At 42.5% G+C, this 14,929-nt stretch carries 11 protein-coding genes; 3 read left to right on the plus strand and 8 right to left on the minus strand.

Annotation, left to right across the window (positions count from 1 at the left end; translation table 11 throughout):
• Window positions 1-93: 93 nt before the first annotated feature.
• Window positions 94-1,344, minus strand: a complete 1,251-nt coding sequence (locus tag ACLFKQ_RS04625) for a Ycf66 family protein (protein WP_448998694.1) — start codon at window positions 1,342-1,344, stop codon at window positions 94-96.
• A 255-nt stretch (window positions 1,345-1,599) separates the two neighbouring features.
• On the opposite strand from ACLFKQ_RS04625, the gene ACLFKQ_RS04630 reads away from it, so the two are divergent.
• Window positions 1,600-2,106, plus strand: a complete 507-nt coding sequence (locus tag ACLFKQ_RS04630) for an MAPEG family protein (RefSeq protein WP_448998695.1) — start codon at window positions 1,600-1,602, stop codon at window positions 2,104-2,106.
• Between the two features lie 67 nt (window positions 2,107-2,173).
• Here ACLFKQ_RS04630 and der read toward each other — a convergent pair whose 3' ends face one another.
• From der to ACLFKQ_RS04650, 4 genes are all read right to left on the minus strand, one after another.
• Window positions 2,174-3,532, minus strand: coding sequence for a ribosome biogenesis GTPase Der (gene der / locus ACLFKQ_RS04635; RefSeq protein ID WP_448998696.1), 1,359 nt, complete (start codon window positions 3,530-3,532; stop codon window positions 2,174-2,176).
• A 192-nt stretch (window positions 3,533-3,724) separates the two neighbouring features.
• A complete protein-coding gene (locus tag ACLFKQ_RS04640; protein ID WP_448998697.1) occupies window positions 3,725-4,483 on the minus strand; it encodes a DUF3153 domain-containing protein in 759 nt (252 codons plus the stop codon).
• 22 nt (window positions 4,484-4,505) lie between these two features.
• Window positions 4,506-5,813 carry a TldD/PmbA family protein gene (locus ACLFKQ_RS04645; protein WP_448998698.1) on the minus strand — a complete coding sequence of 436 codons (1,308 nt, stop codon included), beginning with the start codon at window positions 5,811-5,813 and terminating at the stop codon, window positions 4,506-4,508.
• 111 nt (window positions 5,814-5,924) lie between these two features.
• Window positions 5,925-8,177: a ribonuclease R family protein gene (locus ACLFKQ_RS04650; RefSeq protein ID WP_448998699.1), complete on the minus strand. Its 2,253-nt coding sequence runs from the start codon at window positions 8,175-8,177 to the stop codon at window positions 5,925-5,927.
• Between the two features lie 847 nt (window positions 8,178-9,024).
• On the opposite strand from ACLFKQ_RS04650, the gene ACLFKQ_RS04655 reads away from it, so the two are divergent.
• On the plus strand, window positions 9,025-9,816 hold the full coding sequence (locus ACLFKQ_RS04655; RefSeq protein ID WP_448998700.1) for a hypothetical protein: 792 nt from the start codon (window positions 9,025-9,027) through the stop codon (window positions 9,814-9,816).
• Between the two features lie 91 nt (window positions 9,817-9,907).
• The gene (locus ACLFKQ_RS04660) at window positions 9,908-10,219 is read left to right on the plus strand and encodes a DUF6679 family protein (RefSeq protein ID WP_448998701.1); all 312 of its coding nucleotides are present in this window, start codon (window positions 9,908-9,910) and stop codon (window positions 10,217-10,219) included.
• 192 nt (window positions 10,220-10,411) lie between these two features.
• On the opposite strand, the gene ACLFKQ_RS04665 is transcribed toward ACLFKQ_RS04660, so the two are convergent.
• From ACLFKQ_RS04665 to ACLFKQ_RS04675, 3 genes are all read right to left on the minus strand, one after another.
• Complete coding sequence (locus ACLFKQ_RS04665) at window positions 10,412-12,091, minus strand: MBL fold metallo-hydrolase (RefSeq protein ID WP_448998702.1); 1,680 nt, start codon at window positions 12,089-12,091, stop codon at window positions 10,412-10,414.
• A gap of 137 nt (window positions 12,092-12,228) precedes the next feature.
• A complete protein-coding gene (locus tag ACLFKQ_RS04670) occupies window positions 12,229-12,351 on the minus strand; it encodes a hypothetical protein (RefSeq protein WP_448998703.1) in 123 nt (40 codons plus the stop codon).
• 352 nt (window positions 12,352-12,703) lie between these two features.
• Window positions 12,704-14,632 (minus strand): cation:proton antiporter, encoded by a 1,929-nt coding sequence (locus ACLFKQ_RS04675; protein WP_448998704.1) that lies wholly within the window; start codon window positions 14,630-14,632, stop codon window positions 12,704-12,706.
• Window positions 14,633-14,929 lie beyond the last annotated feature (297 nt).

A 14,929-nucleotide genomic window follows, 5' to 3' on the forward strand; every position in this document is an offset into this window, starting at 1 on the left:
ACTAACCAAAGTCAATCTTTCAGAATACAAAGGGGTTGAGCTTACTCACCCCTAATGCAAAACTTGCCTTATTTTTACAACAGAAAGATTCGCTTAATTACCAGAAGATTTTGAATCCTCAGAAACATCGGATGATTCTGGTTTATTATCAACTGGTTCTGTAGTTCGATCTGCTTGAAATTCGAGATTTTCAACTGTAGGTTCGCTAGATTCAGGTTTATCCCCTTCATACTCCACTGGCGATCGCTCGATTTCAGGAGAGGAAATATTTTCTGTTGCAGATTCTGTAACTGTAGTTTCTGCATTTTCCTTTGGTGTTTCTTCTGCGTCTACTTCAATGGTTTTTGATGGTTCGGTGTCGGTATCTTCTTCTGCAGCGGGAGTTACGTTTACTGCTTCTATGGTTGATTTAGATTCAGTTTCTTCAGTATCGGTTATTTCTCGCTCGGCTTGGGAATCAGCTAAGGAAGAAGTTTCAGTCATTTCGGGAGGTGCGTTTGGAGAGTCAACAGTAACAGATTCTGTCTCGGTATCTGAGGTATCTGATGTAATTGAAGGAGGGACTGGTTCTTCTCGAGCAACTGTTTCAGGTTTTTCTTCTATCATCTCCTCCTCCAAAATCTCGTTAAGTTGGGTGTCGATTGGAGGAGTAGATTGTTTCTTTCTACCAAATAATCGGCCAAAAAACCCTGGCTGTTTGGTTTCAGTGATTTTTTGAGAAGGAGTCTTCGTAGTTTCTGAAGCAGTACTTACCTCTGTCGCTTCAGTTTCCACCCCTAAGTCGGAAGGCGTTTTTGTCGATTTAGTCAATTCATCTTCAGATTCTACTGCTGTTGGCGTTGGTTCCATTGAATCCCGTTCGGCGGCAACGGTTTCGTCGATAATTTCTGCTGCCGGAGGTGTAGCTTCAGTAGTTGGCTTATCTGCTTCAGCAACGGCTTCTGAAGTCTCTTCGGGAATAGCTATTTTTTCCTCGGTGACTTTTTCTCGCTCGATAGTAGGTTGTACTTGAGTCTTGACGCTACGGCGACTGAATAAATTATTAATTGCCTTTAAGACTGAAAAGTTGTCTAATTCTGCAGCTTTTTCGGGATAGGCGATCGCTTTTCTTAATTTTAGGGTTTGCCACTGATAAGAAATCAATAAAGCAACCGCTGCTGATTGACCCAGCAATACTACTCCCGTGATTCTAATCGCGCCAAACCACAAGATTGAAGCGTAAGTCAAGCCAATCGCACTCCAAAAAAAATCATCTCGACGGTGAATATCCGGCATTAAGAACGCTGTCAAGAATAAGATCGAACTACTCAATCCAACTGCGATCGCTAGGGCATATGCCAACATTTTTCTTTACTCCATCTCTTATTTCTGTCTATATTTTGCGGCAAGTCGCTCTCCGATTGGGGCAATCTCGATAAATCTTACCAAAAGCTGGGGCTCGACCTTCTAGTTGTTTAACGGGCTAGGGTCATTGTAAAAGCGACCGCCTTGCTTTGAAAACTGCAACAAGAATGATGTAGAAGTTAACTTATCTATCGTATTAAGTAAGTAGGAAGAGAAGATCTTGCCCTACATTTAAACAAATCCCCGACTAAAAAAATGAATCATCCTCTTGCGATCTCAATCCTCTTCGTCGGACTAAATGGACTTATTGCTTTGGTTCTTTCCTATATTGTAGTCATGGAAAGAACTAGTACCAGAGTCTGGCATGGAGAATCTTCAGAAGATGTGACAACACAGTCAAAATATTTAGACCAGCCTGGTAAATGGGCAGCATTTGTTGAAAACTTCACTCAAAAATTTATTACTAAAACCAGTAATGATGGCTTGCTACAGCGAAAAGTAAGAGCATTTGGTAATTTTGCCGAATACGTTCCCCTGGCTTTGCTACTGTTAATTACTCTCGAATTAATGAATTTACCCTCTTGGTTAATCTGGCTGTTAGGAAGCGCGCTTACTGTCGGAAGAATTACCCATGCATGGGGAGTAATTGAAACTTACGGTCCCTCACCCGGTCGAGCACTAGGATTTTTCTTGACTTGGTTCGTATATTTAGTCGGTGCTGCTACTTGCCTTTACTATGGTATTCGAGAAATTTTGCCCTAAGCAATCAAGAAAATTCAGTAGGATTTTTAGATGAGCGATATTTTTGAAAAAATACTTATAGGATAAGTTAAACTTTGGTTGCTCGATTTGCTCCTCTTTCTATGTCGCGAGCTTTTTTACCACGCCAAACTAGGCGAACCGGAGTACCGGTAAACCCTAGCTGTTCTCGAAACTGACGGTCTATGTAGCGACGATAGTTATCGTTAAATCGCTTGGGATCGTTGACAAACAAAGCAATAGTTGGCGGTTGGCAACTGACCTGAGTGCCGTAGTAGATTTTACCCTGTTTTCCTTGGCGAGAAGCGGGGGGAGAGTGCCAGCTAACGGCATCTTCTAATACTTCATTAATTACCGAAGTACTGACGCGACGACGATATTCATCGTAAGCCTTATCGACTAAATCCAGAATTTTATCAACTCGTTTGCCACTCAAAGCACTAACAAAAATTAATTCCGCCCATTCCATAAAGTAGAGGCGATCCATAATTCGGCGTTGGTATTCATAAATAGTTCCAGAGTTTTTGTCCACCGCATCCCATTTGTTGAGAACGATAATGGTGGCTTTGCCCTCATCGATAATGCGCCCTGCTAGTTTTAAATCCTGTTCGGTAACACCATCGAGAACGTCTAGAACGAACAAAACCACATCGGCGCGCCGGATTGCTTTAAACGCTCGATTGATGCCAAAAAATTCTGCTCCATAGTCTACGTTTTTCTTACGGCGTATTCCTGCAGTATCGATGAGGCAATAGGTTTTATCTCCTCTAACTACTACCATATCGATCGCATCTCTAGTCGTACCAGAAATGGGGGAGACAATCGCCCGTTGTTCGCCAGTTAAGGTATTGAGTAAACTAGATTTACCTACATTGGGACGACCAACGATCGCTACTTTAATCTCTTCTTTATCTGCGAGTTGGTCTACAGGGGGTAAGTGTTCGATCAGTTCGTCTAATAATTCTCCCGTACCGCTGCCGTGAATGGCTGAAATGGGATAGGGTTCGCCCAAACCTAACTCCCAAAACTCCGCTGCCTGGATTGCACCTCTTTCTACAGACTCACACTTGTTTACTGCCAGCAATACGGGAACTTGTTGCTGCCGCAACCACTGGGCAATTTCGCGATCGCCAGGAGTTACGCCAATTTGCCCGTCTACGACCAAAATTGCTACTGAAGCTTCTACCAATGCCGCCATCGCCTGCTGCCGAATCAAGGGCAAAAACTCGGTGTCGTCATCAAACACCAAGCCTCCAGTATCGACAACCTGAAACTCGCGGTCTTGCCAAAATGCAAGGCGGTAAGTGCGATCGCGAGTGATTCCTGGTTGGTCATGAACGATCGCCTGTTGGTCACCCGCCAGACGATTGACAAAAGTAGATTTCCCTACATTGGGTCTACCGATAATAGCAACTATAGGTAATGGCATATTTATAACAGTAATTAGTTAAAAGAGCGAAACCAAGTGAAGCAATAATTGTTTTATGTATCGACCTTGTTTATCGATTAATCCATTCCTATTGTATCTTTCTTCAATCGCTAATTTCTTTTACTAATGAGAGCACATTATAGTGAACAGTCTTACCTTTTATCTTTTACTTTGCTTCTTCTACTGTTTCAACTAAGCAACTCCTGGCAAACGACGATACTTGAGAACATAGCCTAGTATAGCCAGCAAAATAATTACCGCGATCGCGATACCTATGGGACTGGGTAACCAAAATACAGCTTCAATGTGATTGATTTGTCCCGGTTGCAGTTGCCAAACCAGTGGTTCTCCAGGCACAGTAGCAATTGGTTCGAGGTTATTTTCACCAGCGACGCTATAAGCCCTTAAAGGCGTATTCAGCTGAAATTCTAAATTAATCAGAGAACCAGGACTGACAACTATTTTCCCTTGTTCTGACAGAACTCCTAAGGCGCGAAGATCGATAGTCAGATCGAGCAAATTGCGTTCGAGAAATAACAGGTTGTTCTGTTGCAGAGCGATTTGCGAATCTAACTTTAAGAGATTCATGTTCTTAGCCTGGGGGGTAGCAGTAGCTACCGTATCGCTATGAAAAAACTGATTGAACTTCTCAGTTAATTCTTTACCGTTACCAAAGGGAATGGTCACTAAAATTTCTTGGGCACTTAGCCTTTTAACTTTGCCCTGTAAAGCTCGCGATCGCGCTTCAATACTATTCAACCATTTCTTCGCTTCTGCTTGAGAAAGACTGGTTAATTGCTCGCCAATTTTAATCTGCTGGACGATCTTGCCATGCTGGGGATTATCGAAATCAATCCCCACATCATAGCGTACACAGCCAGTCAATAAAGTTACCAAACTTAAAATAATCGGCAACAAAAACCTAGTTAGCTGTTTTCTCTGTCTGCTCATTACTTCCCCTTGGCTAAACTACTTACTGTTTGGCGGCAACTCCGAAACTACCAAAAAGCAGATGGGGTAAATAAGAACTGCTGCCTACCCATTCGGCGCGATCGCTTAAATCGACTAAATTTTCGAAAGCCTCAAAGATATTTCCCGCTACCATAGTATTTTTAATCCGACCGACAATTTGCCCACCTTCGACTTTATAGCCGAGATCGACATTCACGGAAAATTCTCCTGCTAATTGGTTAGATTGTCCCGCACCGAGAACTTGGTCGATAATAATTCCCTCAGACATTCCCGCAATTAAATCCTCTACCGCAGTATTTCCTGGGGCAATAGCCAAATTGACCAAACTGGGGCTGGGACGAGATAAGCCGCCGCGAAAACCATTACCGCTCGATTTTACCTCACCACGAGCCGCCCAACGTCGATCCCAATAAAACTGCTCGATGGTGCCGCGATCGATTAACACTTTCTTACTGGTCAGCACTCCTTCGTCATCTACAGGGCAAGCACCGGCACCGATACTAGGATCTTCAAACACGCTTAGCCGTTCGTCAAACACTTTTTCCCCTAGTTTATCTGCTAGGGGTGAGGATTTTTGCACCACGCTGCGACCTGAAAGAATAGTACTAAATAGCCTGCCTATAGTGCTGGCTGCCGCACTAGAAGTAAATAAAACGGGATAGTAACCGCTAGCAATTGTCGCCCCCTGTCGGGCATATCGATACTTTTGCAGCAATTTCTCTAAAATTGCCTCATAATCGGGAGCGCGATCGCGAGTAACTTCGTAAGCGTAAGCCTGTAAAAAGTCTTCTCCTTTTACCAAATTACCCGAGAGAATTGCACTAGCTGTTTTGCTGCTGCGTTCGGTGTAGACATCAGTAGTAGTTGCTAGTTTGACTTTGCTCGAACGAGTATGAAAGCTGACATCTACTAAAATATCGGGATTATACTGATGAACTCTCTCGATAAAATTTTTGCCCACTTCCACCAATTCTTCGACATCGGGAGGCTGGTAATTACTTTCAGGAGTAACTGAATTTAGGTTTTTGGCAAACTCAAATTCTACTACATCCTCTACCGCCGCCGTAGCGACAGCCGCATCTACCAAAGCTTCTAAGCGAGTAAGGTCGGTAGAACTGGCAAACCCCAGGCGATCGCCGTCAATAATTCGCAGGGCAATTCCTTCTGAAGCTTTAGTTGCTAGAGATTTAAGGCGATTATTGGCAAATTCTATCGGCGTGTTCCGGCTAGATTGGTAATAAACCTCTGCTTGCAAATCCTGCTTACGAGCCAGATCGATTACCTCGGTAATTATTTCATCTTCAACCATGTTGCTGTTCGTCGTATTGGTTTATATCCTCAAATAGTCCGATCGAGGTTAGTAAATAGTGGTTAGTAGCAAATAGGGTAATACTAGCTGACTACTAACTATTTCCCCCTGCTATTCCTGCTCCCAGTTGCCATTGCTCTGGCTGCCATTTTCGACGGTAACTAGATCGATCTGCTGGCGATAATAATCGACGCTTTTAACCTCGACTTCGACGCGATCGCCCAAACGATAGCGAGCTTGATTTTTCCTACCTACCAGACAACTATCACGGGAGCGATACTCGTACCAGTCATCTTTTAGAGAGCTGACATGCACCAGTCCTTCGACTAAGAGATCTTCAATTTCTACAAAGAAACCATAAGACTGTACCCCAGTAATCAAGCCCTCAAATATATTACCAGTCCGTTCTTTCATCTGCTCGGCTTTTTTCAACCCTGCCAAGTCTCTTTCGGCATCTTCAGCTAGTTTTTCGCGATCGTTGAGAAAGGGAATCATCGACTGAATTTCTGTTGCCATGTGCTCTTGTATTGCCGGGGGTAGAACTTTCCAATTAATTTGTCCGTGACAACTACTACTAGTCAAATCTACGCCCTTTTTGGCGCGGCTGTGGCGGCGGTCTCGTCCATGTTGGAATATAGCTTTTAAGCTTCTTTGGATGGTGAGATCGACATATCTTTGTCCTGGAGAGATACAGTGGGTATAGCCATCAGCATAGGCCAAACCGAAGTGTTTTCTGGGTTGAACGGTATATTTAATTGGCTTGAGAGTATTTTGAAGCAAATAGTTGAGTACCATTGTTTCGGAAGACTTGGCAAACTGTTCGGTAAGTCTTTGATAGTCTTGAGGAGTAATCTCTTCTTCGGCATCTAGATCTATCTGTAGTCCCAAATTGCTGCCTAATTTGATTAAGTCTTCCAAGTCTTCGATATCTGGTTCTGGTTGAGTGCAGTAAATTCCCGGGATATCTAAAGCTTGTAGATGCTCGGCAACCACTTTTCCAGCTAAAATAGTTAGTTCGGTCAACAGAGAATAAACTGGTAAAGTAGATACAGCTAGAATCGTACCCAATCTTCCTTCATCTTTATAAAGACTGGGAATTTCGGGGGTAGCAATTTCCAAACCACCCCGCTGTAGTCTTTGAGCCTTGACTAAGGGGCTCAAGGTAAAAAATAGGTCATTCAGCACTGGCAAGAGAGTTGCCAAATCATCTTTAACTTCGTTCTGCTGACCTAGCAATGACTGTGCTTGTTGATAGGTAAGCTGATGGTCTACAGATATAACTGTAGGAGCAATAGTATATTCGATTATTTTTCCCTGTTCGTCGAGAGTAATCTCGATCGAGATAGTCAAACGATTTTTCTTTGGTACTAGAGAACAAAGTTTGCTGACTTTTTCGACAAAAATCGGCAAAACTTTTTTTTGTAAGTCTACCGATACTGCTCTTTTACGTGCTACGCGATCGAGAATGCTGTCTGGTTCTATATAGTGAGCGACATCCGCTATGTGTAGACCTAATTTCCAGTTACCGTTTTTAGTTTTTTCGAGCGAAAAGGCGTTTTCAATCCAAGTATTGTTGGCTAAGTTTGACTCGGTATCGATGGTGAAAGTAAGCTTATCTCTAAGATCGATGCGCTTTTTAATCTCTGCCGTAGGAATCCTTCCCGGTAAATCGGCGGCAGCAGCGATCGCCTTTTCAGGAAAATCTTGAGTTAAATCGTGCTTGCAAGAAACTATATCTATATCTGCTGCTGCTTCAGCATCGCTACCTAGAATTTTGGTAACTTTACCTAGAGGAAGTTTTTGCGCCAAGGGATAGCGTAGTACCGAGACGTGAACTAAATGTTCTAAGGCTGCCTTGAGGTCGGTACCGTTCTGCTGTAAATCTAGTTCGAATAGTAAGCGATCGTCTAAGGGAATCGCTCGATAACCATTCTCACTGGCGGTAACTGTAGCTAGAAGAGAAGGATTGGAACGTTCTAAAATTAATTTGACTTCCCCTTCGGGAGAACGGCGACGACTGCCTTCTTTAATAATTTTGACAAAAACACGATCGCCATTCCAAGCATTGCTGAGGTGACTTTCTTTAACATAAATATCATCGGCATTTTCTTCGTCTTGAATAGCAAAACAAAATCCTTTGCTCGAACAACGCAATTTGGCTTCTACGACATCATCATCGTAAATGCGACGATACTTACCTCTTTCTTTGACTAAAATTCCAACTTTTTCGAGAACATCTAAAACGATTTGCAGTTTTTCAAAATCAATTTCATCTTCACAGCCGAGCTTTTTTTCTAAATTCTTCTTGGCAACTAATTTGTCATCTACAAACTGAGCTAGTAATGTAGCGATTGAAAATTCCATCTAAAAACAGTCCTTATTTGAGAAATTAAATACGAGTGAAGTCAGTAAAAGTATAGTCCTCAATTTACTCTTGCTTACCTGTAGTTGTAGTGCTTTACTCAAAACTTGGGACAGAAAGCATTTTAACTTCCACTCAGCGGTACGCCGTGACGCTCGTGGTAAGCTCACTTCTCCTAAAAGGAGAGATTGAGAGGGATAGTTTCTACGGCTAAGAAGCCTCACCAAGACTAGACAGAACGGGTTGACCGGTCTAGGAAAAAACCTCTATGAATAACCCTCTGTTGGTTGTAACCCTCGGTCAATTTTGAAAACAACTAGTTTCTAACCTCGACCGATTTTTGAAAGTAGTGCTTGAATCTACTGCTTTTTGCCATGATTTTAACTAGCAGCTTTCAATAATTGAGAAGTAATCTTTTTTGGCTTCTTTAGTTTTAACCTAAAACTCTACAATTATATTGAGAGTCAGAGATTATTTTGCCGCCAGGCAGCAGAGTGTCACGAACAATTGGCACTACAGAATCAGGTTTGGGTGTCGCTTTCTCCTCTAACCGTTGCGAGTATTTTATACTACTCTGAGTCAAAGGTACTCAGCTTTGTCAAGCCAGAGCCTGCTTCGACTTCGTTGGAGAGACCTGCTTTGAGTTCGTAAATACCGTTGGTAACTTTCTCACCCGCAACTAGATCGTTTGAGAAAAAAACTGATTGCAGGTATCGAACGTAGTTCAATTACGAGTTGGTTTGTGGTTATTCTGTATCTATTGTAAATTTTCTATGTTAATTAGCAAACTTCTTTTTTTTTCAATTCAATTAATAGTAACTTAGTACTACAGCACTGAGAGGACATTTTATGCTAGCGCAATTTCGCCACCATTATCCCCAAGGAAGCATGGTTAGTGAGTTGGTCGATCTCGACCGAGGACTGTATTTAGTCAAAGTTACAATTCGAGTCTCAGGAGAAATTTTAGCTACTGGCTTAGCGGCAGCAGAGCGAGTAGAACTTGCCGAAGATCGAGCTAGAAAGAGGGCACTCGCCGTATTAGCCTTAGATGAGATTCCCGTAACTAAAGAAATTGGAGCGTCACAAACGCCAGCGAAACCAGCAACTATGTCGAGCAACTCCGAGCTTTCCAACTCAGACAGAGCGATAACTTCACCTGTTCCAGTTACCACCGAAAACAAAAGCACGAGCCAAGAAGATTATGTAGTTCGGGAGCTATCCCAGTCCCAGCAGTCAGATTTGGTGTCTGCAGAAGAATTTCACCAAGCGATCGCTACTTCAGAACCACAGTCAGATCTGACTTCGCCATCTCCAGAGGAAACTCCCAGTATTGAAAACGGCAATTTGTTCGCAGGAACTTTGGAATCTCAATCGCCAGGGGAATCTGTTCTCAATCTCGAACAACCTCAGCAACCCCCAATTGCCGACTCCGAGCCAGTCTCATCCAACACAACTATCGAAGTAAATTTTGACGACATCAAACATCAAACCGATATTCACATTAAACGACTCGGTTGGACGAAAGAAGATGGAGTTAATTTTTTAAAAAGTCGCTATGGAAAACGTAGCCGTCTTCATCTTAAAGATGAGGAATTGCTTGAGTTCTTAGAATATCTCGAAAGTCAACCTACACCTAAATAATGCTACTTAAATTAATCGTTTGATTGTGTCACAATAGCAGTAGCCGATAAACTGAAACAAAAATAAGGAGTTACTCATACAGGAGAAACCCATGCTACACCGCAAGATTTATCAACTCTGTCAAGATGGTCGTGAAGTTTGCATTTTCTTGCGGGATCAACAAAGATGGATTGAAAATGGTCATATTGTTGATTTCGAGGGAGATATCGTGACTATTCGTTATGAAACTGAAGAAGATGACGAAGTCAGTTCCTGGGAAGAAATGGTGCGTTTAGAAAGTATTGGTGCCGTAACTCAAAAACTAGCTTCCGTATCTAAAATCAGTTCTGAAATAAATATCTCTGACGAGTGTCCTGAAGCCGAACGGATACCTCCTCAGTTTCCAGAAACCGACAGAGAATAGTATAGCAATTCCATTTGAGTTGAGAAAACAGTTTGGTAAAGCGTCCTTTGTTGTCGGTCACTTATCACTCAATAGTTCTCATGGGTAATTTAGGGGTTGTCATAGCATTGCCAAACACTCTCGGCGATCGCATTGGCTAGACAGTACAGTATAGTCAATTTCGGTATCGAATTAGCAAAACCAACCATTGCTCTACTCGTCTTTGGGTTCGAACACGGGACAGTAACCTTCCGGAATAACCTTGAAACCATAAAGAGGAGAAGTTTGATTCCAGCAGCGTTGCGCTTCATAAAAAACGCAGCGATTGCAGCAATCTAAATCGGCAGATATTCTAGTATCGTGAGCAGAATTAAGCAATTCTCGCTGAGATACACCTCTGATGATTAATTCTTCTCCTTGCCAGCGCGCTTCAATAATCCCCGTGTCTGCAAGTTTAGACCAGCGCGGGTCGTTACTAATTGCGTCGGGAAAACAAAATGAAAACGTCGAGCCAATTTCATTTAATTCACCCTCATAGCTAACGGGCTGAGGAGTAACCGGCTGCAGAAAGCGATCGCCAATGGGTAGTTCGACTAAGATCCCATTAGCAGGAGAATGTAGCTGATAGCGATTGCGTAGCTCTTCTAAACTCGCGAGTTCTACTAAATAATTCCTACGTCCGTGAACCAAAATCACGTGCTGGGGACGAAGATTGTGAATTAACTGAGTTGTGTTGCGTCCGTCACTGTGTTCGGCAAGTAGATAGGTTTCGATAGTTAACCGGGGGAAATTTTTGAGGGGAGCGACCTGGGGATCTCCTTCGTGAATATACTGTTGGGGATGTTCTGGTAATAGTACTAGCCAGGAAGTGTCATCTAAATACTTCTCTAGAACGCTCTTATAATCGACTAAGACCACATTATGTGTATGGGAGGGAAATAATTTGTTTTGGTCACCGGTCAGCCCTAAGCTCTGGCGTGAAATAGCAGGGAAATACTGACTCAAGCGTCTCATCCGCGGACAAACTCTTTCATCCCAAAACAGGGACTGGTGCTTGGCGAAGTTTTGTACTGATAGAGGAAATTGCGATAAGAGCTCTAAATAGACATCGCAAGCTGCTGCTACGGATTCATCTACCCAAATATCGAAATCGCGTCCTGTAAATTGATGATGCGAACGCAGCAGTTTGAGAATCTCCTGACTCAAACCAATCGCCGGTACGGGTAATAAAATATTTTTGCCTGCTGTTAGAGCGCGGTCTATTCGCTCCATTAACTGTTTTTCTTGCTTGCGGCGATGGGGATGGCGTACGGTTCCGTAGCTGCCTTCAATAATCAATACATCAGGAGATAATTCCCGGAAATTCTCGATTGAGAGACCTTCTACTAATTGAAAATTAGAAACGGAAAAATCCCCGGTGTAAACTACCTTATAGTTACGCTCTGAAGTTTTATAGGTAATCGCGATCGCTGCCGCTCCTGGTAAATGTCCTGCGGGATATAGCTCGATTTGTAGATTAGAAGTTAGTTTGATTGGCGAGTACCAAGGGAGAGCGCGATACCCTGAACTTGTCTCTTCTGGCTGTCCCGACCAATGTAAGGACAATAACTTAGCAGTAACTTCACTGGCATAAATCGGCAACTGAGGAAATCGACGATGTAACTCTAATAAACCGCGACAGTGGTCTTCGTGAGCATGAGAACAGAAAACTAAATCTGCTGGGGGAGCGGATAAATTTTGAAATGGCTTGAGATCGGCAAGTCCACAATCGAGTAAAATTCGGCGAGCACCAATCTGCAATAGCAAGCAAATACCTTCATCTTCATGTCCGACACCGTAAGTAAAACAAGATAAAGGAACCAAATTTGCCGCAGCAGGTCGAACTTTACTCATAGGGCTTTGTTCCTGTGGTCGAGGGAGTTTCTTCCGATACTTTGGCTCTTGCTAGATATACTTATTAAATCCGCAGCAGCAAAAACAAAACACTATCTAACTCTTACTACTCGAGCCAATTATCCCTCATGGATTACTTAATGAGCCGAACCATTACCATCGTATTTATCTGAGTCATAGTATCCGTTTTTAGTACCAAAAAACAGACAAGAGATGGTAAAAATTCCCGTCAGAACTAGCAGAATTGATTTGAAATCCATGATCAATTAGTTGCTAAATGCCTAAATGTAGTTACTAATATACTAATATAATTATAATAGTGCGATCGATTGGATCGAAATAAAACGATAATCTATTTTTATCGATCTGCTATCAAATCATTTTAAATAATCACGATATTAGTAAAGAAAGGCAGATAGGCTGAAGTGCAGATGCCTGAAGGAAAGAAACCAATCGAAGATCGAACTCGACCGTAACTAATCGAACGAATTCGATCTAACCTTTTACACATCGATTATCGACCAAGAGTTACAGTAGATTTGGGTGGGGCTTTTACTTTAGGCTCAGTCGGTCGTGGACAGAGTAATCTCTAACTAGCCTCAGTAAGAGTTACTAAATAGCTTTCGGTGCCGAGGACGCTTCAGAAGCATGAGCTCTGGGAGAGGCAATTGGTATTTTTTCAACTTCTGGGAGTTTTTCTAAAATTAGACGCGAAGACTGACTGCCTCCGGAAAGTCGTTTGAGTAATTTGGGTCGACTATCGTGAAGCAAATAAATGATTTCGTCTCCTGAGTGCCATTGTTCTTCTGCCTGAGCCACATGAATCGTGTTTTGTCGTTTGACCAACAAAGGCAATAGCTCTCCAGCTCTAATCAAAGCCTGCAAATGAGCCTGATGGAGTGAAAGCTCTGGTTCTTTCAAAACGGTAGTGCCTAATTTAATTTGTCCGTCATCGATATATGTATTCCATGTCTTGATCGGTAATTGAGATACAAAAGCTCGGTCGACTTTGGTTTTGTTGTGACCATTGTTATACTCAGACTGAGGAAATACCGCTAATACTTTTGGCGGTTGAAATTCTTCTACCGCCCTTTGCGCTAAGACTAAGTTAACTTCTCCATTGTTAGTTAGCGCGATTACAGTGCCCATTGATTCGATTCCGGCTTCTGCTAAAACTTCCGAGTCCAAAGCACTACTTTGAAAAACTGGTAAACCAACTGCTTCTGCTTTTTTGCAGGCTTCAGCATCGGTGTCAATAGCCACAACTGTTTCTCCCAATTCTTGAAATAAGCGACCCACATAGCGACCCAAGGGATTACAGCCAATAATTACCGCCCCTTTAGCTCGACTAGAGGTAATCTGCAACCAATTGGCCACCCAACGAGCGGTTAAACCCTGGAGAAAAACCGTCATGATAATAGTCAAAAACACCAATGCTTTAATCGCATCACCACCAGTGATGCCTTTTTCGGTAAGCAAAATGGCAAACAGAGAAGCTACGGAGGCAGAAACGATTCCTTTGGGCGCGACCCAAGCTAAAAATAGCTTTTGCCGCCAGTTTAGATTACTGTTCCAGGTACATACGGCGACGCTAATCGGGCGTACTACTAACATTAAAACTGTCACCGAAAGGACACTACCCCAACCCAAGGCAAAGACGCTGTCAATAGAAAGGTCTGCTGCCAATAGAATGAATAAAACTGAAACGCAGAGAACTGTAAGTTGACCTTTAAATCTTTTTAGTAGTCTTTCTTCAGGTAGGGAAGATTCTTTTAGAACAATTCCCGCGATTACCGTCGCCATTAATCCAGATTCGCTGCGTAGGCTTTGAGATAATACGAATAACCCCCATACTGCTGCTAAGACAATCAAATTTTTTAGTTCTTCTGAAAGATAGTTGTTGCGTTTGAGCAGCAAACCTACCAGCCAACCGCCAATGCCGCCAACAATAGCACCAATTCCCAAACGCAGCAGCAAACCACTCATTACTTCTACAGGGGCAGCATTAGTATTTAAAATCGTATTGAGCACCACAACGGCTAAAATCGCGCCTACAGGATCGATTAAAACTCCTTCTCCCTCTAGTAAAGTGGCAACTTGGCGGTCTACTTTGACCTGTTTGAGCAAAGGACTAATTACTGTAGGTCCTGTTACTACAACTAAAGAGGCGTATAAGAAGGCGATCGCCCAAGGAAACTCTGCTAACCAATGAGCCGCCATTCCGCCACCAATTAGGGTGATTAGGGTACCGAGAGTGACGAGATTGCGTAGACTACCCGATACTCTGCCTAATTCTCTAAGCTCTAAATTTAATCCTCCTTCAAAAAGAATAATCGCTACGGAGAGAGCTACTAGGACTTCTAGACCTACACCCAAACTTTGTGGGTGTAAGACATCAAAGCAGTCAGTGCCCAGTAAGATCCCAAAGATCAACAAAAATACTATGCTGGGAACTTGAAAATATTCTGCTAATACCTGTGCGCCGATGCCTGCTATAACGGTGATAACTATTTGTAAAGTAATTGCAAAAGATCCTTCCATAAGCTAGTGATTTTTAGGCATTCGGTGCAAATTTTCTTTCCAGCGAGAAACTGAAGTAAAATGATAGTCAAATATTTTAAAATTTCGCTTTTAATTTATTGCGGCGATCGTCCAAATAAGTGATTAATAATAGCAGGAGACCCCTAATTTTTAATCGAAAATTGTTAATAGCTCGATATTCAACAAAACCAAGATAATTGTTCGTTCATGTTGAGTATTCTAGCATCCTGATTATGAAGCAACTAGCATGCGGCTTGAGAAAAGTATTGTCAATAGTCTTTGGTATCTGTTGAGTGT

It is taken from the genome of Myxosarcina sp. GI1(2024), assembly GCF_053543375.1.

Coding starts and splice junctions, on each gene's coding strand:
- ACLFKQ_RS04655 (WP_448998700.1), top strand. CDS start 9,025: ATGCTAGCGCAATTTCGCCACCATTATCCCCAAGGAAGCATGGTTAGT.
- ACLFKQ_RS04675 (WP_448998704.1), bottom strand. CDS start 14,632: ATGGAAGGATCTTTTGCAATTACTTTACAAATAGTTATCACCGTTATA.
- ACLFKQ_RS04670 (WP_448998703.1), bottom strand. CDS start 12,351: ATGGATTTCAAATCAATTCTGCTAGTTCTGACGGGAATTTTTACCATC.
- ACLFKQ_RS04630 (WP_448998695.1), top strand. CDS start 1,600: ATGAATCATCCTCTTGCGATCTCAATCCTCTTCGTCGGACTAAATGGA.
- der (WP_448998696.1), bottom strand. CDS start 3,532: ATGCCATTACCTATAGTTGCTATTATCGGTAGACCCAATGTAGGGAAA.
- ACLFKQ_RS04640 (WP_448998697.1), bottom strand. CDS start 4,483: ATGAGCAGACAGAGAAAACAGCTAACTAGGTTTTTGTTGCCGATTATT.
- ACLFKQ_RS04650 (WP_448998699.1), bottom strand. CDS start 8,177: ATGGAATTTTCAATCGCTACATTACTAGCTCAGTTTGTAGATGACAAA.
- ACLFKQ_RS04625 (WP_448998694.1), bottom strand. CDS start 1,344: ATGTTGGCATATGCCCTAGCGATCGCAGTTGGATTGAGTAGTTCGATC.
- ACLFKQ_RS04645 (WP_448998698.1), bottom strand. CDS start 5,813: ATGGTTGAAGATGAAATAATTACCGAGGTAATCGATCTGGCTCGTAAG.
- ACLFKQ_RS04665 (WP_448998702.1), bottom strand. CDS start 12,091: ATGAGTAAAGTTCGACCTGCTGCGGCAAATTTGGTTCCTTTATCTTGT.
- ACLFKQ_RS04660 (WP_448998701.1), top strand. CDS start 9,908: ATGCTACACCGCAAGATTTATCAACTCTGTCAAGATGGTCGTGAAGTT.